The following is a 20834-nucleotide window of genomic DNA, read 5'->3' as shown; positions in this document are numbered from 1 at the left end:
CACTGAATCGATACTTTAGTGCCATTGCAAGGCCGAGTTTTCCAACACAATCGGGTGGAGATCTGCCTTTGTTTCACGCCGCGGGCCGACAGCATCGGCCTTAGTCTGGCGCAGCGCATGATGATTGATGAAAACGTAACGCCGACAGGCGCTCGTCCACTCCCGGTCGTCCCGTGAGACCATCGCCGGTTCGACCAGCACCCCTTGGGAGAGCATGATCGTTGGCAACTTTTCTTGACATTAAAATATGTTAAACAACGTTGACGTTTGTGCTGTAAAATGCAACATTCAATTTGCATCAGGCCGCTCACCCGACTCGATGCCTATGGCCGTATTCGCAATTTCTTGATGCGGTTCATGGAGAATTCCACAACCACGCTAATTGCATCCCAAGGGAACAAGGCTGGGGTCATTACCGAGTTTCCGCGAATGCCGTAACCGATCAAGGAGGTTCGCCACATGGCAGGTGATGACACAAAAGTTTACCCCACCGGGCTGACGGAAGCGCAGGCCCTAGAAATCAACGACGGGCTGAAATGGGGGACGCGGATTTACTTCGGCATCGCCGTCGCAGCTCACATACTGGCGTTCATTTTGACGCCGTGGCTCAAGTAAGGGAGGCCAGACGATGAAAGAAGGTCGGATTTTCCTCTATGTCAGCCCGAATGTGATCATTCCGATCATGTTCCTCGTTCTGGTGCTGACGTCGCTCGGCGTCCATTACTCCGTTCTCACCAACACCACCTGGATGAGCGACTTCTTCCAGGGTGCCGCTGCTCCTGCCGAGGCTGCTGCAGCACCGGTTGAATAAGGACGTCAGGCCCGCAGGGGCCTGAGGCTTGCACATTCCATCCAGCCCGCAAGGGCGGTGTGGACCACCCAACACGGAAGACCCGGCCGCAAGCGCCGGGTCTTTCTTTATGTGCCGCAGACACGGGCTCAGCCGGAAGCCGAAGCCGACCAGAAAACGCGCAACCGGCGCGCCCGCAGGCGCATTGGCACAATTGCTCAGACGCGCCGCAGCAACCCGGCCCGTTCCTGCGCACGCTGGACCAGCGGCACCATGATCCGATCAGCAGGACGCCGACCGAAAACAGCGAGGCTGATTGTATCGGCGCTGCGGCAATGATCATCGCAAAGCCGGGCAGGCCCATCAGTGCGCCCGCCCCCGCAAGCCTGACCGGATCGCTGCCGCGGCTGAGGATCTGCGATGCGATCGTGAAGCCCACCAGGCTGCCTCCCGCCAGAATCGCGGTCAGCCGCGTTGTCATGCCCACCCCGAGGCCGAGCGCCTGAGCGCCATAGGGCTCGAGCAGCGCATCCGACATGGTGAAGGCCAGCGTCCCGATCCCGATCACGATCATGCGGCGCAGCGCCTGACGCTGGACGATGAAGTTGTCCCAGCTCTGGCGGAACGTACCGGCCATGGCCGCCGGATCGGTTGGCGGCGGGCTCGAATTGAGTGCCTCCTGCTTCCATGTGGCGACAAGGTTCAGGAACACGGTGACCACGGCGCAACCCTGGATCACCTGAATCAGTCGCCCGGGGGAGAAATCGGTGAGAAAGACGCCGAACACCAGCGCGGAGACAATCGATCCCAGCAGCAGGCTGACATACATCAGCCCGACAACATTGGCCTGCTGGTCCTCGCGCGCCAGCCCAGCGCCGAACGATGCGTGTCGGAACGGAAGCCGATAAGCGCACGAAACGGGGCAACCAACAGCGGGAGGGCGAGCATTACGCCAACAATCGTCGAGGCCACTTCAAGCTCGACGATCATCACGCGGTTGAGCGTGCCGACCAGAAGGGTCAGCGATATTCCGACCGAAAACTGGATGAGCGAAAGCCTGAGCAGGCGAGACAGCGGCAGATCGTCACTGGCCGCATCGGCAAACGGCAGCAGCCGCTTGCCTCAGCCCATCCAGAGCGACATCAGCTTTTTGTCGAACTGATTCACTACCGGGCTTCCGACCTTGAATAATTTGCACCTAGCGTCAGCCAACGGCAGCATGAATGCCCTGCGCGCGCACATGGCCGAGTTCGGCATCACCGCAGCCATCGGGCGCGGGGGACTGGACCGGCTGATCGCGGTCATCGCCGATCAGGATGATGCGCGCTTGCCCGACGAGGCCCGGGCCTGCCTTGGGGTGCTGTGCACCCAGCTCGAGATGGTGAAGGAGCAGATCCTCGACAATGACCGGCGCACTCTCGCCGATGCCCGCAAGACCGAGGCGGACCGCCGGCTCATGAAGATCCCCGGCATCGGCACGTTGCTGGCCAGCGCGATCGTTGCCTGCGTGCCCGACCCTTCGACCTTCGGGGGCGGGCGAAGCCTGTCGGCATGGATCGGTCTCACACCCCGCCAGAACTCGAGCGGCGGCAAGGAGCGGCTTGGCAGCATTACCAAGGCTGGCACCCTTACCTGCGCGCGCTGCTCGTGGTCGGTGCCATGGCAGTAGTGCGGCGAGCGAGGCAGGGCAGCACCAAGCGGCCATGGGTGCCGCAGCTTCCGGAGCGCAAGAAGCCCAAGGTTGCCGCTGTTGCGCTCGCAAACAAGAACGCCCGGATCATCTGGGCGATGTTGACAACCGGCGAGCCTTACCGGGAACCGAAGTCGGCGGCCGCCTGAGAGATCGCGCCCGAGGGCGCTACACCAGTTGGAGAGGGCAGACTGAACTGACGCAACAAGCCGGTTGAAACCGCCGGAGCAGGAGAACCCGTTCGACCCCGGCACTTCGAGTGCGTGCAATTGGGAGGGACCTGACCCGCGCGAATGGCATCAGGGCCAGCGGCCATGCAGAGCCGCGCAAACAGGCCGTCCACACAGGGTCGCTAGCCGAACGGCAGCTTCCGGCAGAAAAAAGCCGATAGCTGACCGCTCCGCTACCCCATCGCCTCCAGCACATCCTCCAGCCGCGCCGGATCGCCCAGTGCGATCACTGTGCCGTCGCTGCCTGCATCCAGCGGATTGCCCTGCCAGTCGGCCATCATGCCGCCTGCGCCTTCGACCACGGGGACCAGTGCGGCGTAGTCATACAGCTTCAGCCCGGCCTCGATCACCACGTCGATATGGCCCGATGCGACAAGGCCGTAATTGTAGCAGTCGCCGCCGTAGATGATCTTTTTTTCCGCGACCTGTTTGGCGACGCTCATGAAGGCGTCGGCTTCTTCATTGGTGAACAGGTGCGGGCTGGTGGTGGCGAGAACCGCGTCGGTGAGCTCCTTCAAGGGCCGCGCCGTGGCGGGCTTGCCGTTGAACAGCGTCGGCTCGCCGATGCGGCCCACCCAGCGTTCGCCCGCAATCGGTTGGTCGATGATGCCCAGCACCGGCCAGCCATCCTGCAGCAGCGCGATCAGCGTGCCGAAGATCGGGCGTCCGGCGATGAAGCTGGTGGTGCCGTCTATCGGATCGATTACCCATTGGCGGCCTGCGCCTTCGTTGCGGGTGCCATATTCCTCGCCGATGATGCCGTCGCGCGGGAATTCGGCCTCGATCAGGCGGCGCATTGCGGCTTCGGCGGCACGGTCGGCCTCGGTAACGAAGCTGCGATCGGCCTTGCGTTCATGGTTCCATTGGCCCCGGAACAAGGGGCGTATCGCGGCTCCGGCGAGATCGGCAAGGCGCAGAGCAAGGGCGAGGTCAGAATCAGTCATGGTCTGGCACTAGAAAACGGCCCGCAGGGCCGCAAGCCCGGAGCCGAAGGCGTGCAAAGCACACCTGCATGGGCGCCCGCAGCGATGCGACCGCAGGTCGCGTGAGCGAGGATTTCGCACGCCGGAGGGCGTGCGGAAAACAAGGAATCAATCAAACAGGCTGCTCACGCTGCTTTCATCCGCAATCCGCCGGATCGCCTCGCCCACCAGCGGCGCCATGGTCAGCACGCGGATGCGGTCGGACTGTTCGGCGGCCTCGGTCGGGCGGATCGAATCGGTGATCACCAGTTCCTTGAGCGCAGAGCCGTTGATGCGCGCCACCGCGCCGCCCGACAACACGCCGTGGGTGATATAGGCGGCAACCGACTTCGCGCCGTTCGCCAGCAGCGCTTCGGCCGCGTTGCACAGGGTGCCGCCCGAATCGATGATGTCATCGATCAGGATGCAGTGGCGCCCCGACACATCACCGATGATGTTCATGACTTCGCTTTCGCCGGGCCGGTCACGGCGCTTGTCGACGATGGCGAGCGGCGCATTATCGAGCCGCTTGGCCAGCGCGCGGGCGCGCACGACGCCGCCGACATCGGGCGAGACGACCATCAGATCCTGATCGCCATACCGCGCCTGAATATCCGCGGCCATGACGGGGGCCGCATAAAGATTATCGGTCGGGATATCGAAAAATCCCTGAATCTGTCCGGCGTGCAGATCCACCGCCAGCATCCGGTCGGCCCCGGCCTCGGTGATAAGGTTCGCCACCAGCTTGGCCGAGATCGGCGTGCGCGGGCCGGGTTTGCGATCCTGCCGCGCATAGCCGAAATAGGGCACCACCGCGGTAATCCGCTTGGCCGAGGCGCGGCGCAGCGCATCGATGCAGATCAGCAGTTCCATCAGGTTGTCATTGGCCGGAAAGCTGGTCGGCTGGACAACGAACACGTCTTCGCCGCGCACGTTCTCGTGGATTTCGACGAACACTTCCTCGTCGGCGAACCGGCGCACGCTGGCATCGGTCAGCGGGATTTCAAGATAGGCCGCAATGGCCCGGGCGAGCGGCAGGTTCGAATTGCCGGACATGATCTTCATGACTTCGCGAATCCCCGGTTGGCGCGTGACGCTCCCCGCCTAGCCCAGCGTCATGGGAATGCAACAGACAGTGGCGTGGTTGTCGTCAGCTCTCGGCAAAAGCAGATGATCGCGGCAGGTCGGCCGTCAGAGCGGATGTTCCGATGTCATCGGATCACAAGCCGCTCTATCCGCCTCGGCGTCGCGTCTGTCGCGCCGCGTCGTGTCATATGCCTCTATCGGACGGAACAGCGCTTCGGTCACGGCGATCGCCAGCGCCGTCAGCGCCAGCCCCGCGACCACATCGATCCAATAGTGCCAGCGCGTCGCCACGGCGGCGAAAATGATAAAAGTGAACAGGGGCAGGTACAGCACCGCGAGCCAGCGCGCATGCTTCCAAGCATAGTAGACGAAAACAGCAGACGAGGCGACATGCAGCGAAGGCATGGCGGCCACCGCGGCGAACATGAACTGGCTTCCGTGGCTTGCGATCCACGGCCGGCCGCCTGCAATCAGCGCCTTGTAACCATTATACATGTGTTCCTGCCGCGCGGATTCGAGCAGGTTGACGCCCGGTTCGTACAGGAACGGCCCGACAGCAGGCATCACAAGATAGCTTAGCGCGCCGAGCACATGGACCAGCATCGCGGTAAAGATGACTTTGCGAAACACGATCAGCCGCTGCATCGAATGCACGATGATGCTGCCTGCGAACATTGCCAGAAAGGCAAACAGGTAGAGATGTTCCCCTACCGGCAAGATGATCTCGATCAGGTTGTGCACGGCAAATGACACATCAATCAAAGGCCGGACCATTTGATCAGTGTTCCAGTAAAAATTGTCCCACAAAGCGGGATTGATCAGGCTCATCCACATTTTAATGTTGAAGTGCGTTATCAATATGATGCCGTAAGCCAGCCCCGCTGTGGAATAATAGACCAGCAGCATGGTCTGCTTCGTCATCATCAGAAACAGGCCGAGCACACAGATAAGCGATAGCGGCACGGCATAGCTCATCCCGGTAAATTCAAGCGCGCTGCCCGAGGGGATCAGAAAATCCAGATTGAGGCCCCACGCCAGCAGCGTTGCTGTCAACAGGAAGCCAAGCGCCAGCATCAATTCCGGAAATGGGGCGATAAAGAGCAAGTCAACGCGTGGCGAAGCGATGAGCGGCTTTGCCTCTTTCGATTTCGTCAGGGGCTGAAGATCCATCGCGCAGAGTGTTTTCTACCAAGCCGCTTTCGAGCCGAATGGAATCACCCGGCGACTCGCAAAGCGCGTCAAATCAGAAGCCTTGAGCGGTTTACCCGGTGCCATCGGATGAACCGCTTCAGCGCTGCTACAGCAATTTTACTGATGTCTGCGGGTGCGGAATCAGGCCTGCCTATGACACTTCCATGGCGGAGAAATGACCATCTGCCAAAGGAAATTCCCATGCCTTCGGCCCGGCAAGGCGCTCCCGCCCGATGCGTCTCAGTCGCGGCCTGCCAGCCCCGTCAGGCCCAGCGGTGCATAATCACCAATGGCAAGCTGTTCGAACACGCCCATGCCGGTCTCGCTGTTCGGCCCCTCCACGCGGCACAGCATCTGCACGTGCAGATTATCGGGGCGTGCCGGATCGATCCGGGCAAGGTCAATCGTCTCGCGCTCGACCTCAAGCTCGCCGTGATCGAGACCATGGCCCCAGCGCGGGGAGGTGTAGCCCAGGCCGCGCATCTGGAACCGGCTGATCGGTTCGATCCGGAACCGCTCATCGCCGATGGCAAGCTCGCTGGCAGCAGGCCAGCGCGTGCTGGGCGCAAGGTTGGTGGTCATGCGCGGCTGGTGGCTTTCGGTGAAATCCACCGCCCCGCTGCCAACAGGTGCGATCACCGCTCGGGTGTTCCACGCGGTGCCATCGGCATGGGCGTTCAGGTGATAGAAAACGCTGCGCTGCGGCAGGTTGATCGGGGTCCATTGCCAGAAGAACTGCGGCACGGCCTTGCCAGACTGCGGGTCTGCCGCACCGATCGGGCGGACACCCCAGCTCCGGTCGCGTGTGCCCATGCTGCCTTCGCCAAGCGTCTCGCGCACGCCGTCAACCGCGATCCAGCCCTGATAATGCCCGTTCTGGGTCATCCGGGTGTAATCCATCACCGTACGCGGGCCAACGCGCCAGATGAAGCGCGGCTCGGCAATGGGGAAGGCGCGGCCGGTGAAGGTGATGTCGGCGGCGATCCCTTCGCCATCGATGATCAGGCGCAGGCTTTGCAAGGGTTCGACCACTTCGATCCGGATTGGCCCGCAGGCCAGCTCCATCCGCTCCATCCCCAGCTTGCGGCTGGCGTGCAGGCAGTGCTGCACCCCGTCCCGCACTATGCAAAAATGCGCGTCTGCGACATCCAGATGGGGGTAGACGCCGAAAGCAGCGGCAAAGAAGCTGCTCCCGTCCGGCGCATAGCCGTTGAAGAAATAGCGATCGTAGAAATTGCGATCAGTGCCCGAAAAGGCAACCGGATCGGGCGTCTGGTGGATCGGGTAATCATCCCCCCGGCTCAAGACCATCGCATCATCCCTTCTTCATCAGTTCGAGGCTGCCATGCGCAAGGCACAGCGCGCAGGCCCCGCGCGCCATTGACAGGAAATTGGCGTCGCCGCGGGGCGTCCGCACAACGAAGGCGCTGCTGAACACCGCGGTGGAAACGCCGTGCAGCGCCCCCAGCACATAGTCCTGCCAGATCGTGTCTCGGCTGATCGGAACGCCGCGCAGGGTCATTTCGGCGCAGTAAAGATCGAGCAGTTCGCGTTCGTGTTCGCGGCGCAGCGCATCGCCGATCCCGCAACCGAGGAAATAGCCGATATCGGTCAGCCCGTTGCCGATCGTCAGCGTCTGCCAGTCCAGCACCGCGACCGGTTCTGCCCCGCCCTTGATATCGAACAGCACATTATCGAGGCGGAAATCACCGTGGACGAGGCTGGTCCGCTGCACTGCGCGGTCGGTGGTTGCGGTGATTTCTGCCAGCGCCTCGCACAGCGCCATGTATTCTGGCTCAAGCACATCGCGATAGCGTTCACGGAAGATTGCCTGGGCCTGCGGGTACAGCGTCCTGACCTTGGCCGCGGCGGCGGGATCGGGCTGGAGCCAGTCCTGATCGAGCATGGCGGGATTGTGCCAGCTGGGGCCGTGCAAGGCGGCCGCCTGCTGCACCACAGCGCGCGCATCACCGAGCGAACATCCGGCGATCTGATTGCCGCCCCGCGCCGGCCCCAGATCCTCGAACAGCAGGAAAAAGCTTGCCCCGTCCTCGGCGATCTCGGCGAACAGCGTATTGGGTGTGCGGATTGGCAATTGCGGCGCGAGTTCGCGGTAGAAGCGCACTTCCTTGGTGTAGAGGCCCAGCATTGCCGCCGTGCCGCGGCTGTTCGGATCAGCAGCAGCAAACTTGCCCGCCAGCGTTACTGGCCTGGCCTCACCCGCAAAATCGAGCGTGAAGCGCACGCTGTCGCCCACCTGCCCGGTGCCAATCGGCTCCCACCGCCACCGGTCCGGCACACGGCCAAGCGTGGCGTTCCACCAATCGGCGGTGATATCGTCGGGATGCGCTGGAAATGCGCTCATTCTGTTCTCTCCCATGCCTGCGATAGGCAGCCCGGCGGCAGGCGGCAATGGCCTTTTGGCCCGGCATGCAGAGCGCCGCGACACGAGCGCAGGGCAAGACTGAGCTTGTGCCGGGCGCGAACCGGCAAGATCAGCGGCTGGAATGGGATCGCCGGACGAATCTCCGCTTGTCGGGGCGCGGCGGTAAAGCCTGCCCCCGTGTTCAACGCGGCAGTTCGCTTGCCCCCATCAGTGCCTCGTCCACCGCGCGTGCGGCCTGACGGCCTTCGCGGATCGCCCAGACGACAAGGCTCTGCCCGCGCCGCATATCGCCGCAGGCAAACACGCCCGGAACGTTGGTGGCATAGCTTTCAGTGTCGGCATCGACATTGCCGCGTGCCGTCAGATCGACCCCGGCCTGTTCGAGCAGCCCGGCCTTTTTCGGCCCGACAAAGCCCATCGCCAGCAGGATCAGATCGGCGGGAATCGTGAAGGTGCTGCCTTCGACTTCCTGCATCTGGCGCCCGTTTTCTCCGGCGACCCATTCGACCCGAACGCATTCGAGGCCTGTCACCGCTTCGCCATCGCCGATCACGCGCTTGGCCAGCACCGCCCAGTCGCGCTCCACGCCTTCCTGGTGGCTGGACGAGGTGCGCAGCTTCATCGGCCATTCGGGCCAGGTCAGCGCCTTGTCTTCCTTTTCCGGCGGCTTGGGCATGATTTCGAGCTGGGTGACGCTTTTCGCGCCCTGCCGGTTCGAGGTGCCGACACAGTCGCTGCCGGTATCGCCGCCGCCCAGCACCACCACATGCTTGCCAGTGGCGAGCAGGCTCCCGCGCGGGGCGGCGCGCAATTCCTCGTCGCCCGCAACGCGCTTGTTCTGCTGGGTCAGGAATTCCATCGCCATGCGCACACCGGTCATCTCCGCGCCGGGGATTGCCAGCGGGCGCGCGTCTTCCGCGCCGCCGGCGAGCACCACTGCATCGAAGTTTTCCTGCAAGGACTTGAACGAGACATCGACGCCCACTTCCTTGGACGTCTTGAACGTCACCCCTTCGGCTTCCATCTGCTGGGCGCGGCGGTTGATGAGGTGCTTTTCCATCTTGAAGTCGGGGATGCCGTAACGCAGCAACCCGCCGATGCGGTCGGACTTCTCGAACACGGTCACGCTGTGTCCGGCGCGCGCGAGCTGCTGCGCGCAGGCCAGCCCCGCCGGGCCCGAGCCGATGATGGCGACCGACTTGCCGGACTTCCTTGCGGGCACCTGCGGCGTTACCCAGCCTTCCTTCCACCCGCGATCAATGATGGCGCATTCGATCGACTTGATGGTCACCGGCTGATCGATGATGTTCAATGTGCACGCCGCCTCGCACGGGGCGGGGCAGATGCGGCCGGTGAATTCGGGGAAGTTGTTGGTGGAATGGAGCATGTCGAGCGCACGCTTCCAGTCCGCCTCGTAGACGAGGTGATTCCAGTCCGGGATCAGGTTGTTCACCGGGCAGCCGTTGTGACAATAGGGAATGCCGCAATCCATGCAGCGCGAAGCCTGCGCGCCCAGCGTCGCATCATCCGGCTGGATGACGAATTCGCGGTAGTTCTGCAGCCGCTCTTTCGGATCGAGATAGTCCCGCTCGCGGCGGTCCAGCTCGAGAAATCCGGTATCCTTGCCCATGGTGTTCGTCTCGTTCCTGAATGCTTATTCCGCTGCGACGCTTGCCGCTTCGATCCGTTCCGCTTCCAGCCGTTTCAGCGCGGCAGCGTAATCGCGCGGCATCACCTTGACGAAGCGGGTCAGCGCCGCGTCCCAGTCGGCCAGCAGTGACCCTGCCAGCGTGCTGCCGGTGTGGAGCTGGTGGCGTTCGACCAGAATGCGCAGCCGTTCGGCATCATGCCGCAGCATGTCGCCCATGCCGAAATCATTGACCGAACGCGGACGCTGGCTGGGTCGTCCAGTGCCTTCATCGGCGTCCGCACCCGCCGCAATCGGCAGCAGATCGACTTGCGCGTGATTGACGAGGTTGGAGAACGTGCCATCGGGATCATAGACATAGGCGACCCCGCCGCTCATCCCGGCGGCAAAGTTGCGCCCGGTCTTGCCCAGCACCACCACAACACCGCCGGTCATGTATTCGCAGCCGTGATCGCCGGTGCCTTCGACCACCGCAATGGCGCCCGAATTGCGCACCGCGAACCGTTCGCCCGCAACGCCATTGAAGTACGCCTCGCCCGCGATGGCCCCATACAGCACGGTGTTGCCGACGATGATGTTGTCCTGCGCATCGCGCGGCGCACCTTCGGGCTGGCGCACGATGATGCGGCCGCCCGAAAGCCCCTTGCCGACATAGTCATTGGCATCGCCGACCAGATCAAGCGTCACCCCGTGGGCCAGCCACGCGCCGAAGCTCTGCCCGGCCACGCCCGTGAGGTTGATGCGGATGCAATCGGTCGGCAGGCCTTCATGGCCGTGCACCTTGGCGATTTCGCCCGACAGCATCGCGCCCACGGTGCGGTGGACATTGCGGATCGGCAGGGCAATCTGCACCGGCTGCCCGGTGTCGATCGCGCCGCGACACTCGGCGATCAGGCCATTATCCATCGCCGCTTCCAGCCCGTGATCCTGCGTGGCGGTATTGTGGAGCGCTGCGCCGTCCTTCAGCTCGACCCGGTGGAGAATGCGCGACAGGTCAATGCCGCGCGCCTTCCAGTGCCGCTCCATCCGCCGGGTGTCGAGCCGGTCGACGCGGCCGACCATTTCCTCGACGCTGCGGAAGCCCATTTCGGCCATGATCTGGCGCAGTTCCTCGGCGACGAAGAACATGTAGTTGACCACGTGTTCGGGCTGTCCGGTAAAGCGCGCGCGCAGCACCGGGTCCTGCGTCGCAACGCCGACGGGGCAGGTGTTGAGGTGGCACTTGCGCATCATGATGCAGCCGGCAGCGATCAGCGGCGCGGTGGCAAAGCCGAACTCGTCTGCGCCCAGCAGCGCGCCGATCGCGACATCGCGTCCGGTGCGCAAGCCGCCATCGACCTGCACTGCGATCCGCGAACGCAGATCGTTGAGCAGCAGCGTCTGCTGCGTTTCCGCCAGCCCGATTTCCCACGGGCTGCCCGCGTGCGTCAGGCTGGTCAGCGGCGATGCGCCCGTACCGCCGTCATAGCCTGCAATCGTCACGTGATCCGCGCGTGCCTTCGACACGCCCGCCGCGACCGTGCCGACGCCGACTTCCGACACCAGCTTGACCGAAATCCGCGCCTGCCGGTTCACGTTCTTGAGATCGTGGATCAGCTGCGCCAAGTCTTCGATGGAGTAAATGTCGTGGTGCGGGGGTGGTGAAATCAGGCCGACGCCGGGCGTCGAATGCCGCACCGCGCCGATGCGCTTGTCGACCTTGTGGCCGGGCAACTGCCCCCCTTCGCCGGGCTTGGCGCCTTGCGCCATCTTGATCTGGATGTCGTCCGAATTGACCAGATATTCGGTGGTCACCCCGAACCGGCCCGACGCCACCTGCTTGATCCGGCTGCGCATCGAATCGCCATTGTCCATCGGGGTGAAGCGGAACGGCTCCTCCCCGCCTTCGCCGGTGTTCGAACGCCCGCCGATGCGGTTCATCGCGATCGCCATGGTCGAATGGGCTTCGTGGCTGATCGAACCGAGGCTCATCGCGCCGGTCGAGAACCGCTTGACGATTTCCGCCGCCGGTTCGACCTCTTCCAGCGGGATCGGCTGGTCGGCCTTGCGGAATTCGAGCAGGCCGCGGATGGTCAGCAGCCGTTCGGACTGTTCGTTGATGCTGGCGGCAAATTCGGCATAGTTCTTGGGATCATTGCCGCGCACCGCGTGCTGCAATTGCGCCACGTTCTGCGGGGTCCAGGCGTGTTGCTCGCCGCGCAGGCGATACTGGTAGATCCCGCCAACATCCAGCATCCCGTCATAGATCGGGTTGTCGCCGTAAGCCTGGCCGTGGCGGAGCAAGGCTTCCTCGGCGACTTCGGCCAGATCGATGCCTTCGATGGTGGTGGCGGTGCCGGTGAAGAACTTGTCGACAAAGGCGCTGGAGAGGCCAACCGCGTCGAAGATCTGCGCGCCGCAATAGGACTGGTAGGTCGAAATGCCCATCTTGGACATGACCTTGCGGATGCCCTTGCCCACGCCCTTGATATAGTTCTGCTGCACCTTTTCCGGCGTCAGATCCGTGTGGCGCTTGGCGCGCAGCGCTTCCAGCGTCTCGAACGCCAGATAGGGGTTGATCGCTTCCGCGCCATAGCCTGCGAGCACGCAGAAATGGTGCACTTCGCGCGCTTCGCCGGTTTCGACCACAAGGCCGGTCTGCATTCGCAGACCTTGCCGCACCAGATGGTGATGCACCGCCGCCGTCGCCAGCAGCGCGGGCATCGGCACGCGGGTTTCGCTTTGCGCACGGTCTGACAGGATCAGAATGTTGTGATCCTGCAGCACCGCCTCGGTCGCGGCCCAGCACATTTCCTTGATCGCCAGCGCGATGCCTTCCGCGCCGGTGGCGGCATCCCAGGTGATGTCGATGGTGGCGCAGCGGAACGCGCCGTCCAGCGCTTCCTGCACGGAACGGATCTTGGCGAGATCCTCGTTGGTGAGGATCGGCTGATCGACCTCCAGCCGCTTGTGCGTGCCGGCATCATGGCCCAGCAGGTTGGGGCGCGGGCCGATCATGCTGGTCAGGCTCATCACCAGTTCTTCGCGGATCGGATCGATCGGCGGGTTGGTGACCTGCGCGAAGTTCTGCTTGAAATAGTCGTAGAGCAGGCGCGAACGGTCGGATAGCACCGCAATCGGCGTATCGGTGCCCATCGAACCGATCGGATCATCCCCCTGCACCGCCATCGGCTCAAGGAAGCGGCCGATATCTTCCTGCGTGTAGCCGAATGCCTGCTGGCGTTCGAGCAGCGTGCTTTCCTCAGCCGGGATCGCGCTGAGTTCGGGGATGATGTCGGTGATGTCTTCAAGCTTGTACTGCGCCTGTTCGAGCCACTGGGCATAGGGCTCGGCCTTGGCGAGATCGGCCTTCAGCTCGTCATCCTCGATGATGCGGCCCTGTTCGAGGTCGATCAGTAGCATCTTGCCCGGTTGCAGCCGCCACTTGCGCACGATGTCTTCCTCGGCAAACGGCAGCACACCGCTTTCCGAAGCGAGACAGACGATATCATCCTTGGTGACGCAGTAGCGCGCAGGCCTGAGCCCGTTGCGATCCAGCGTGGCGCCGATCTGGCGGCCATCGGTAAAGCACACCGCCGCCGGACCGTCCCACGGCTCCATCAGCGCGGCGTAATATTCGTAAAAGGCGCGCCGGTCGGGATCCATCAGCGGATTGCCCGCCCAGGCTTCGGGGATCAGGATCATCATCGCATGGGCAAGGCTGTATCCGCCCGCGATCAGCAGTTCCAAAGCGTTGTCGAGGCACGCCGTGTCCGATTGGCCGTGCGGGATGATCGGCCACATCTTGTCGAGATCGGGGCCGAGCAACTCGCTTTCCATCGTGCGGCGGCGGGCGTTCATCCAGTTGACGTTGCCGCGCACCGTGTTGATCTCGCCATTATGCGCGATCAGGCGGAACGGGTGGGCCAGCCGCCAGCTGGGGAAGGTGTTGGTCGAAAACCGCTGATGGACCAGGCCCAGCGCCGAAACGCATTCGGGATCGCGCAGATCATCGTAGAAACTGTCCACCTGCGTCGCCAGCAGCAGGCCCTTGTACACGATCGTGCGGCTCGAAAAGCTTGGCAGGTAGGTTTCGACAAGGCCGGGCAGGTCGTGCCGTTCGGCAAGTTGCGCCAGCGGGTTCTGCACCTGCTTGCGGATCACCAGCAGCTTGCGTTCGAAGGCGTCCTGATCGGCGCAATTCGCGCCGCGGGCGATCACCGCCATTTCGATCACCGGCATCGAGGCGATCACGGCGGCCCCCAATCCGATCTGCGTGGTCGGCACGTCGCGCCAGCCGACGAAGCGCTGGCCTTCCTTGGCGGTGAAGGTTTCCATCCGCGCCTTGACGAACTGGCGCGCGGCCTCGTCCTGCGGCAGGAAACACATCGCCACCGCATAATCGCCGGAATCGGGCAGATCATGGCCGCGCCCCTCCGCCCAGCGGCGGATCAGCGGATCGGGAATCTGGATCAGCAGCCCTGCGCCATCGCCCAGCAACGGATCCGCGCCCACCGCGCCGCGATGATCGAGCTTTTCGAGAATCTCGAGCGCCTGGCGCACGATTCCATGGCTTTTTGCGCCCTTGATGTGCGCAACCATGCCCACACCGCAGGCGTCATGTTCGTTACGGGGGTCATAAAGACCCTGGGAGACGGGGTATCCCATGGCAAAAGTCCGATCTGTCAGATGCCGACAGGCGCGCTTTGCGGGCATTGATGCTCACAGGCGACGCGCGCTTACCGGCAGGTCAATAGGGCACGTCTGGCCGCGGGCGGCCGATCATGCCCGGTTTCGGCCCCCTCATGCCGACAGGAAGCGGATTTGGCAATGGGTTTGCGCGAAGCAATATTTCTCGGCGGCCTAGCCTGACTATCGTTAGATTGCGTGCAAGGCATCAATTGCCTGTGCGGGTTGCAGGATTTGCGTGATTGGCGCGGGTTTCAGGCCGCGCCGCGCAGTTCCTGCAAACGTGCCAGAGCATCGCGCAGCGGCGCGGTTTCAGGCTCGCCGTGCCCCTCGGGGCTGAACGAGGCAAGCGCCTTGAGCGCCTGTGCGAGGGCCGCGTCGCGATCGGCGGGGCCATTATGATCCGCGCGCCGCTCGGCGGCGGCCTGATGTTCGTGCAGTGCGGCGGCAAAGCGTTCGACCATCTGGATCAGGCTGAGTTCGCCCGGCGGCACCGCACGCAGGTGTTCGATGGCCGAGTGACTGGCGGGGCGGCTGGCAGGACGACCGGCGGGACGGGATGCGGCAGGGATGGCGACCGGGGAGGGTGCCGATGCAGATAGGGGTTCGGGCACCGGTTCGGGCGTGGGACGGGCCGGCGCCGCAGGGGTGGTCTCGTCCACGACCCACACGGCATTGCGGCCGGGCATGACAGCGAACTGCGCGAGGTCGAGCTCGCGCGGCGGGGGCATATCGTCGGCCTGATGCGCGGGGATCGTGCCCGCCTGCGGTTCGGCCTCTGGTTCGGGCGCTTTGCCTCCGAGGGCAAAGGGCATGCATTCGACCGGTTCGTCGAGACTGCTGCTGCCCAGTTCCTTCATCGGATCGATCATGCGCACATGGCGCATCGCCATTGCCGCGATCGAAGGCGTATCATCCGTGCGTCGGGCCTTGCGGGTCAGCGTGCGGGCGCCCACGAACAAGGTGCCGCCCAGCACCAGCGCGGCTGCGCCTGCAAGCGCAAACCGACCGAGTCCGCCGAGCGCACCCAGACCGAGGTTCGCCGCGCCAGCCAGCACCGTGGCTTGTGGCAGAACCACTGTCACCAGTCCGCCCAGCGCTGCACCCCAAACACCCAGCAGCGGTGCGAACGCGCGGTGGGCGACCAGTGGCGTTCGCGTCCGGCGCTGCGGCTTGCCCTGCGTGCGGCGATCCGTCTTGTGGTTCCTCCGGCCCATCATGCGCCTGTTATCCCGCCTTTCGTTCAAACCCTGACCCCGCGCGATCAGCGGCGGGATTGGGGCGATCTCCGGCTAGCAAAAGATGGTAAACAGACAGATAATGGCGCGCATTCGCGGCCCAGTCGTGGCGGGTGCGGACATGGGCGACAGCGCGATCCTTGATCGCTTCCCATGCCCCGCGCGCATCGAGCATCCGGGCGAGCGCCGCGGCGCAGGCGGCGGGATCGTCGGGCGCGAACAGCGTGCCGGTTTCGCCGTCGGTGATGAGTTCGCGGTGGCCGCCGACACTCGATGCCGCGACCAGCCGGCGCTGGGCCATGGCTTCCAGCGGCTTCAGCGGGGTGACGAGGTCGGTGAGGCGCTGCCCTTTGCGTGGATAGGCGAGCACATCGACCAGCGAATAATACCGTTCGACCTCGGTGTGCGGCACGCGGCCGGTGAAGATCACCGCGTCAGGTTCGGGCAGAGCGGCAGCCGCCGCGCGCCATGCATCGGCCATCGGGCCAGCACCGACCAGCAGCAGCCGCGCATCGGGGTGCGATTGCCGTAGGATCGGCATGGCGGCGATCAGATCATCGACGCCTTCATAGGCGTAGAAGCTGCCGATATAGCCGATTACCGGCCCATCCGGCGCCAGTCCCAGTTCTGCCGCCAGCGCATCGTCGCGCAGCCCGGGTTCGCCGAACAGGTCGAGATCGACCCCGTTGGGCATGATTCCGATCCGGTCAGGGGCAATGCTGCGCGCGATCAGATCATTCTTGAGCCCGTGGCAGATGGTGAACAACGCATCCGCCGCCCGCGCCACCCGCGTTTCCAGCGCGCGGGTCAGGCGGTATTTGAGGCTGCCCTCGGTGCCGGTGAGGTTGCCGACTGCGGCATCTTCCCAGAAGGCGCGGATTTCATAGACGAAGGGCACACCGAGCGCGCGCGCAGCCCGCTGCGCCGCCGCGCCGCACAGCGCGGGCGAATGGGCGTGGATGATATCGGGCCGCCATTCCTGCGCGAGCGCGTGAATGGCGCTGTCCAGCGCGGAAATCTCGCCCAGCTCGCGAAACGGCGGCGGGCCTTCGGGCAGGCCGGGCGTGCGGTGGAAGATCAGCCCGTCGGCTTCTTCGGGTGAGCCGCCATCCGCCGCTTCCAGATTGTGGCGCTGCCCGGTGATCCCGCGCACCTCCAGACCCAGCCCCGCTTGCGCCTTCAGAATGGCGCGGGTGCGAAAGGTGTAGCCGCTGTGGAGCGGCAGCGAGTGGTCGAGGACGTGGAGCACGCGGGTCATGGGGCAGGCGCCTAACGCAGGTGTGCTTAACGTGGCGTCAACCGGCGCACGGTAAAGCTGCCTTTACGGCCCGTTTTGGAGCTTCGCTTTCGATGATCGATTATTTCGCGCTTGCTCTCGGCCATGCCCTCATGGCCATCGCGCTGCTGCGGCTCGTGCTGCGCGATGATCTGGATGCCGATCCGCTGCTGGAGGGGATGAAATCCGAGCAGGAACGCAACCGTCTGGCCGCCATCGAAGCACGGCGAAGTGCAGCGCGGCAGGCACTCGGCAAGGACAGGGACGCGCAAGGCACAGCTGACATCGGGGACACCCATCCCGGATGATGGATCTGATCTTCCTCGCCTTTATCTTCTACGTCCTGCTGCTCGGGCTGAAGCGCCCGTTTCTGTGGGTGCTGCTCTATGTCTATATCGATATCCTCGCGCCCCAGCGCATCGGCTATTCGCTGATCACCACCCTGCCGGTTTCGCTGATCGCCTTTGCCGCTGCCTTCGGCGGCTGGCTGGTGCTCGACCGCAAGGAAGGCGGGCGCTTTTCGATCCGGCAGGGCTTGCTGCTGGCGCTGCTGGTCTATTGCTGGTGGAGCACCGGGAATGCCGATTTTCCCGAGGACGCCGCGACCAAGTGGGAATGGGTGTGGAAGGCGCTGCTGTTCGCGATTTTCCTGCCCTTCACCCTCACCACCCGCGTCCGGATCGAGGCTCTGGCGCTGATGCTGGTTCTGGCGATTGCCACCATCGTGATCGGTGCCGGGATGAAAACCGTGCTGGGCGGGGGCGGGTATGATAGCCTCAACTTCTTCGTCGATGACAATAGCGGGATCTATGAAAGTTCGACTTTGGCGACGGTCGCGATCGGGTTGATCCCGATGATCTGGTGGTTCACCCGCCACGGGACGATCTTAAAGCCGCACTGGATGGTGACCGCCTTTGCCGCAGCGCTGACCTTCGCCTGCCTGCTGGTGCCGATCGGCACCGAGGCGCGGACCGGCCTGCTCTGCATCGCCGCGCTCGGCGTGCTGCTGCTGCGCTACACCCGCAAGCGGTTGCTGTTCATCGCCGGGGCTGGAATGCTGGGCCTCGTGGCGCTGCCGTTCCTGCCGCAGAGCTATTATGATCGCATGGCGACGATTGCAGAACCGGGCGGCGACGAAAGCGCCTCGACCAGGATGGCCGTGTGGCAATGGACGCTTGATTACGTCGCCGAAAAGCCGCTGGGCGGCGGGTTCGATTCCTTTCGCGCCAATCGCTTTGCCTATGTCATGCAGGTCAAGGAAGTGTCCGGCAACAGCACCAGCGTGACATACAAGCAAGTGGTCGACGAAGGCCGTGCGTTCCATTCATCGGTGTTCGAGTTGCTCGGCGAACAGGGCTGGCCGGGGCTTGCGATCTGGCTCTCGCTGCACGCGCTGGGCCTGTGGCAGATGGAGCGGATCTATCGCCGCTGGAAGGGGGCGCAGGGCGAAGATGAGGTATGGATTGCGCCCTTTGCCGCCGCGCTGCAGATGGGCGCGCTGATCTATCTTGTCGGCGCGCTGTTCCAGGGGATTGGCTACCAGCCGGTGATGCTGATGCTGGTGGGGCTGCAGATCGGACTCAATTCCTATTGCGCGCGGATCGATTCGGCGCAGCGCCAGCACGAGCGCAATGAAAGGCGGCGCGCGGCCATCGGCGGCAAGATGCGCGGTGCCGTAGCGGCATGACGGCCCGGCAGGCAGGGGCGTTGCGCTGCCTCCGATGATGCGCCATGAAGCCTCCGGAAAATGCGCGCGGCGGCATGGGATTGCGCCGGCGCGAATCAGAGGAGGAAACCCATGACCCCGCAGGAATTGGCCGCCAAGGTCGGCGAGAATATCGGCACCAGCGAATGGGCCGAAATGAGCCAGGAACGCATCAACCAGTTCGCCGAGGCGACCGGTGACCACCAGTTCATCCACGTCAACGAAGAAGCCGCGAAGATGACCCCGTTCGGCGGCACCATCGCCCACGGCTTTCTCACCCTGTCGATGATCCCCTACCTCAGCGCCAACAGCGATATGCCGCGCGTTGACGGGATCAAGATGGCGGTCAACTACGGCGGCAACAAGACCCGCTTCATCGCCCCAGTCCGTTCCGGCAAGCGTATCCGCGGCCACTGGAAGCTGCTGGAAATGGCGGAAAAGCGCCCCGGCCAGTGGCAGCAGACGGTCGAGATCACGATCGAGATCGAAGGCGAGGACAAGCCCGCCCTGATCTGCGAATGGATGACGCTGTTCTTCGTCTAAACTGATCGGTGAGTTCCCGCGAAGGCGGGAACCGCAATCGGGTCAGCGCCCCCCCTAACGAGGCCCCCGCCTGCACGGAGGCTCGCTCCCTCTTAATTAAGGATACCCCCATGGCACGTGACGCCGTTATCGTCTCCACCGCCCGCACGCCGATCGGGCGCGCTTACAAGGGCGCCTTCAACGCCACGCCGGGCGCCACGCTCGGCGCCTACAGCCTTGCCCCCGCCATTGAGCGTGCGGGCATCGATGCCGGCACCATCGACGATGTGGTGTGGGGCGCAGTCCTCACCCAGGGCACGCAGGCGGGCAACATCGCCCGCCAGGTCGCGCTGCGCGCCGGTTGTCCGGTGGGCGTTTCGGGCCAGACCATCGACCGCCAGTGTTCGTCCGGCCTGATGGCCATCGCCACCGCGGCCAAGCAGATCATCGTCGACAATATGGATATCGTCGTCGGCGGGGGTCAGGATTCGATCTCGATGGTGCAGACGCCGGAAATGCGCGTTGCGCCCGATCGTTCGCTGATCGCGATGCACAAGGACGTGTACATGCCGATGCTCGGCACGGCAGAAACCGTGGCCAAGCGTTACAATATCGGCCGCGAGGCGCAGGACGAATACGCCCTGCAATCGCAGATGCGCACAGCGGCCGCGCAGGAAGCCGGGCGTTTCGATGCCGAAATCGTCCCGGTCACCACCACCATGGCGGTGAAGGACAAGGCAACCGGCGAAGTCAGCCATCAGGAAATCACGCTTGCCAAGGATGAAGGCAACCGCCCCTCGACCACACTCGAAGGCCTGCAATCGCTCCAGCCCGTCATGGGCCCGGGGATGTGCATCACCGCTGGCAACGCCTCACAGTTGTCGGATGGTTCCTCGGCCAGCGTGCTGATGGAAGCCAAGCTCGCCGAACAGAAGGGCCTTCAGCCGCTCGGCCGCTATGTCGGCATGGCGGTGGCGGGCACCGAGCCTGACGAAATGGGCATTGGCCCGGTCTTCGCCATCCCCAAGCTGCTTAAAGCAACCGGCCTCAAGATGGACGACATCGGCTTGTGGGAACTCAACGAGGCCTTCGCGGTGCAGGTGCTGTACTGCCGCGACAAGCTGGGCATCGATAACGACATCCTCAACGTCAACGGCGGCTCGATCTCGATCGGCCACCCCTATGGCATGACCGGCGCACGTTGCACCGGCCACGCGCTGATCGAAGGCAAGCGTCGCGGCGCGAAATATGTCGTCGTGACCATGTGCGTCGGCGGCGGCATGGGCGCAGCAGGCCTGTTCGAGGTGTTCTGAGCGGGGAGCGGAGGGAGTCTTGGGAGGCCTACCGCTGCGCTGCTTGAGGCGGGATTGGCTGCCTACCGCTTCGCTGCTTGAGGCGGGGTCGCCAGCCTGCGCTTGCGTTACCTGAAGCCGGTAGACCAC

General features: G+C 64.0%; 17 protein-coding genes. 6 read left to right on the top strand and 11 right to left on the bottom strand.

What is annotated here, in order from left to right:
* The first annotated feature begins 459 nt into the window (after nucleotides 1-459).
* On the top strand, nucleotides 460-615 hold the full coding sequence (locus BUA05_RS08240; RefSeq protein WP_072674180.1) for a light-harvesting protein: 156 nt from the start codon (nucleotides 460-462) through the stop codon (nucleotides 613-615).
* Nucleotides 616-731: 116 nt separating this feature from the next.
* Here BUA05_RS08240 and BUA05_RS08230 read toward each other — a convergent pair whose 3' ends face one another.
* Both BUA05_RS08230 and BUA05_RS15100 read right to left on the bottom strand, forming a co-directional pair.
* Nucleotides 732-1619, bottom strand: a complete 888-nt coding sequence (locus BUA05_RS08230; RefSeq protein ID WP_072674178.1) for a PucC family protein — start codon at nucleotides 1617-1619, stop codon at nucleotides 732-734.
* The gene (locus BUA05_RS15100; protein ID WP_425429518.1) at nucleotides 1619-1738 is read right to left on the bottom strand and encodes a PucC family protein; all 120 of its coding nucleotides are present in this window, start codon (nucleotides 1736-1738) and stop codon (nucleotides 1619-1621) included. The genes BUA05_RS08230 and BUA05_RS15100 overlap by 1 nt, the downstream gene beginning before the upstream one ends.
* A 271-nt stretch (nucleotides 1739-2009) precedes the next feature.
* Here BUA05_RS15100 and BUA05_RS08220 point away from each other — a divergent pair, with 271 nt between their 5' ends.
* Complete coding sequence (locus BUA05_RS08220) at nucleotides 2010-2459, top strand: transposase (protein WP_072674177.1); 450 nt, start codon at nucleotides 2010-2012, stop codon at nucleotides 2457-2459.
* Between the two features lie 424 nt (nucleotides 2460-2883).
* On the opposite strand, the gene hisN is transcribed toward BUA05_RS08220, so the two are convergent.
* The 9 genes from hisN to BUA05_RS08170 form a co-directional block, all read right to left on the bottom strand.
* The gene (gene hisN, locus BUA05_RS08210) at nucleotides 2884-3654 is read right to left on the bottom strand and encodes a histidinol-phosphatase (RefSeq protein ID WP_072674176.1); all 771 of its coding nucleotides are present in this window, start codon (nucleotides 3652-3654) and stop codon (nucleotides 2884-2886) included.
* 147 nt (nucleotides 3655-3801) lie between these two features.
* Entirely contained in the window at nucleotides 3802-4737 is a 936-nt protein-coding gene (locus BUA05_RS08205; RefSeq protein WP_072674175.1) for a ribose-phosphate pyrophosphokinase, read from the bottom strand.
* 126 nt (nucleotides 4738-4863) lie between these two features.
* A complete protein-coding gene (locus tag BUA05_RS08200; protein ID WP_072674174.1) occupies nucleotides 4864-5928 on the bottom strand; it encodes a phosphatase PAP2 family protein in 1065 nt (354 codons plus the stop codon).
* Between the two features lie 261 nt (nucleotides 5929-6189).
* On the bottom strand, nucleotides 6190-7260 hold the full coding sequence (locus BUA05_RS08195; protein ID WP_072674173.1) for an Rv3169 family protein: 1071 nt from the start codon (nucleotides 7258-7260) through the stop codon (nucleotides 6190-6192).
* 4 nt (nucleotides 7261-7264) lie between these two features.
* A complete protein-coding gene (locus BUA05_RS08190; RefSeq protein WP_072674172.1) occupies nucleotides 7265-8314 on the bottom strand; it encodes an aminoglycoside phosphotransferase family protein in 1050 nt (349 codons plus the stop codon).
* Between the two features lie 202 nt (nucleotides 8315-8516).
* Entirely contained in the window at nucleotides 8517-9965 is a 1449-nt protein-coding gene (locus tag BUA05_RS08185) for a glutamate synthase subunit beta (RefSeq protein WP_072674171.1), read from the bottom strand.
* 24 nt (nucleotides 9966-9989) lie between these two features.
* Nucleotides 9990-14630, bottom strand: coding sequence for a glutamate synthase large subunit (gltB, locus tag BUA05_RS08180; RefSeq protein WP_072674170.1), 4641 nt, complete (start codon nucleotides 14628-14630; stop codon nucleotides 9990-9992).
* Between the two features lie 275 nt (nucleotides 14631-14905).
* Nucleotides 14906-15871, bottom strand: coding sequence for a hypothetical protein (locus BUA05_RS08175; protein WP_072674169.1), 966 nt, complete (start codon nucleotides 15869-15871; stop codon nucleotides 14906-14908).
* Between the two features lie 7 nt (nucleotides 15872-15878).
* Nucleotides 15879-17147 carry a TIGR04063 family PEP-CTERM/XrtA system glycosyltransferase gene (locus BUA05_RS08170; RefSeq protein WP_072674168.1) on the bottom strand — a complete coding sequence of 423 codons (1269 nt, stop codon included), beginning with the start codon at nucleotides 17145-17147 and terminating at the stop codon, nucleotides 15879-15881.
* 92 nt (nucleotides 17148-17239) lie between these two features.
* On the opposite strand from BUA05_RS08170, the gene BUA05_RS08165 reads away from it, so the two are divergent.
* From BUA05_RS08165 to BUA05_RS08150, 4 genes are all read left to right on the top strand, one after another.
* Nucleotides 17240-17473, top strand: coding sequence for a hypothetical protein (locus BUA05_RS08165; protein WP_072674167.1), 234 nt, complete (start codon nucleotides 17240-17242; stop codon nucleotides 17471-17473).
* Nucleotides 17470-18852: a DUF5935 domain-containing protein gene (locus BUA05_RS08160; RefSeq protein ID WP_072674166.1), complete on the top strand. Its 1383-nt coding sequence runs from the start codon at nucleotides 17470-17472 to the stop codon at nucleotides 18850-18852. The genes BUA05_RS08165 and BUA05_RS08160 overlap by 4 nt, the downstream gene beginning before the upstream one ends.
* A gap of 111 nt (nucleotides 18853-18963) precedes the next feature.
* Entirely contained in the window at nucleotides 18964-19413 is a 450-nt protein-coding gene (locus tag BUA05_RS08155; protein ID WP_072674165.1) for a MaoC family dehydratase, read from the top strand.
* 110 nt (nucleotides 19414-19523) lie between these two features.
* Nucleotides 19524-20705, top strand: a complete 1182-nt coding sequence (locus BUA05_RS08150) for an acetyl-CoA C-acyltransferase (RefSeq protein ID WP_072674164.1) — start codon at nucleotides 19524-19526, stop codon at nucleotides 20703-20705.
* Nucleotides 20706-20834: the final 129 nt, after the last annotated feature.

Source organism: Erythrobacter sanguineus, assembly GCF_900143235.1.
GTDB lineage: Bacteria > Pseudomonadota > Alphaproteobacteria > Sphingomonadales > Sphingomonadaceae > Erythrobacter > Erythrobacter sanguineus.
The sequence above is the reverse complement of the archived record's forward strand: the minus strand, read 5'-3'. Positions and strand labels throughout refer to the sequence as shown.

What these genes read in the sequence shown, in the direction of transcription:
- BUA05_RS08240 (WP_072674180.1), top strand. Translation starts at nt 460, where the DNA reads ATGGCAGGTGATGACACAAAAGTTTACCCCACCGGGCTGACGGAAGCG.
- BUA05_RS08230 (WP_072674178.1), bottom strand. Translation starts at nt 1,619, where the DNA reads ATGTATGTCAGCCTGCTGCTGGGATCGATTGTCTCCGCGCTGGTGTTC.
- BUA05_RS15100 (WP_425429518.1), bottom strand. Translation starts at nt 1,738, where the DNA reads ATGCTCGCCCTCCCGCTGTTGGTTGCCCCGTTTCGTGCGCTTATCGGC.
- BUA05_RS08220 (WP_072674177.1), top strand. Translation starts at nt 2,010, where the DNA reads ATGAATGCCCTGCGCGCGCACATGGCCGAGTTCGGCATCACCGCAGCC.
- hisN (WP_072674176.1), bottom strand. Translation starts at nt 3,654, where the DNA reads ATGACTGATTCTGACCTCGCCCTTGCTCTGCGCCTTGCCGATCTCGCC.
- BUA05_RS08205 (WP_072674175.1), bottom strand. Translation starts at nt 4,737, where the DNA reads ATGAAGATCATGTCCGGCAATTCGAACCTGCCGCTCGCCCGGGCCATT.
- BUA05_RS08200 (WP_072674174.1), bottom strand. Translation starts at nt 5,928, where the DNA reads ATGGATCTTCAGCCCCTGACGAAATCGAAAGAGGCAAAGCCGCTCATC.
- BUA05_RS08195 (WP_072674173.1), bottom strand. Translation starts at nt 7,260, where the DNA reads ATGGTCTTGAGCCGGGGGGATGATTACCCGATCCACCAGACGCCCGAT.
- BUA05_RS08190 (WP_072674172.1), bottom strand. Translation starts at nt 8,314, where the DNA reads ATGAGCGCATTTCCAGCGCATCCCGACGATATCACCGCCGATTGGTGG.
- BUA05_RS08185 (WP_072674171.1), bottom strand. Translation starts at nt 9,965, where the DNA reads ATGGGCAAGGATACCGGATTTCTCGAGCTGGACCGCCGCGAGCGGGAC.
- gltB (WP_072674170.1), bottom strand. Translation starts at nt 14,630, where the DNA reads ATGGGATACCCCGTCTCCCAGGGTCTTTATGACCCCCGTAACGAACAT.
- BUA05_RS08175 (WP_072674169.1), bottom strand. Translation starts at nt 15,871, where the DNA reads ATGATGGGCCGGAGGAACCACAAGACGGATCGCCGCACGCAGGGCAAG.
- BUA05_RS08170 (WP_072674168.1), bottom strand. Translation starts at nt 17,147, where the DNA reads ATGACCCGCGTGCTCCACGTCCTCGACCACTCGCTGCCGCTCCACAGC.
- BUA05_RS08165 (WP_072674167.1), top strand. Translation starts at nt 17,240, where the DNA reads ATGATCGATTATTTCGCGCTTGCTCTCGGCCATGCCCTCATGGCCATC.
- BUA05_RS08160 (WP_072674166.1), top strand. Translation starts at nt 17,470, where the DNA reads ATGATGGATCTGATCTTCCTCGCCTTTATCTTCTACGTCCTGCTGCTC.
- BUA05_RS08155 (WP_072674165.1), top strand. Translation starts at nt 18,964, where the DNA reads ATGACCCCGCAGGAATTGGCCGCCAAGGTCGGCGAGAATATCGGCACC.
- BUA05_RS08150 (WP_072674164.1), top strand. Translation starts at nt 19,524, where the DNA reads ATGGCACGTGACGCCGTTATCGTCTCCACCGCCCGCACGCCGATCGGG.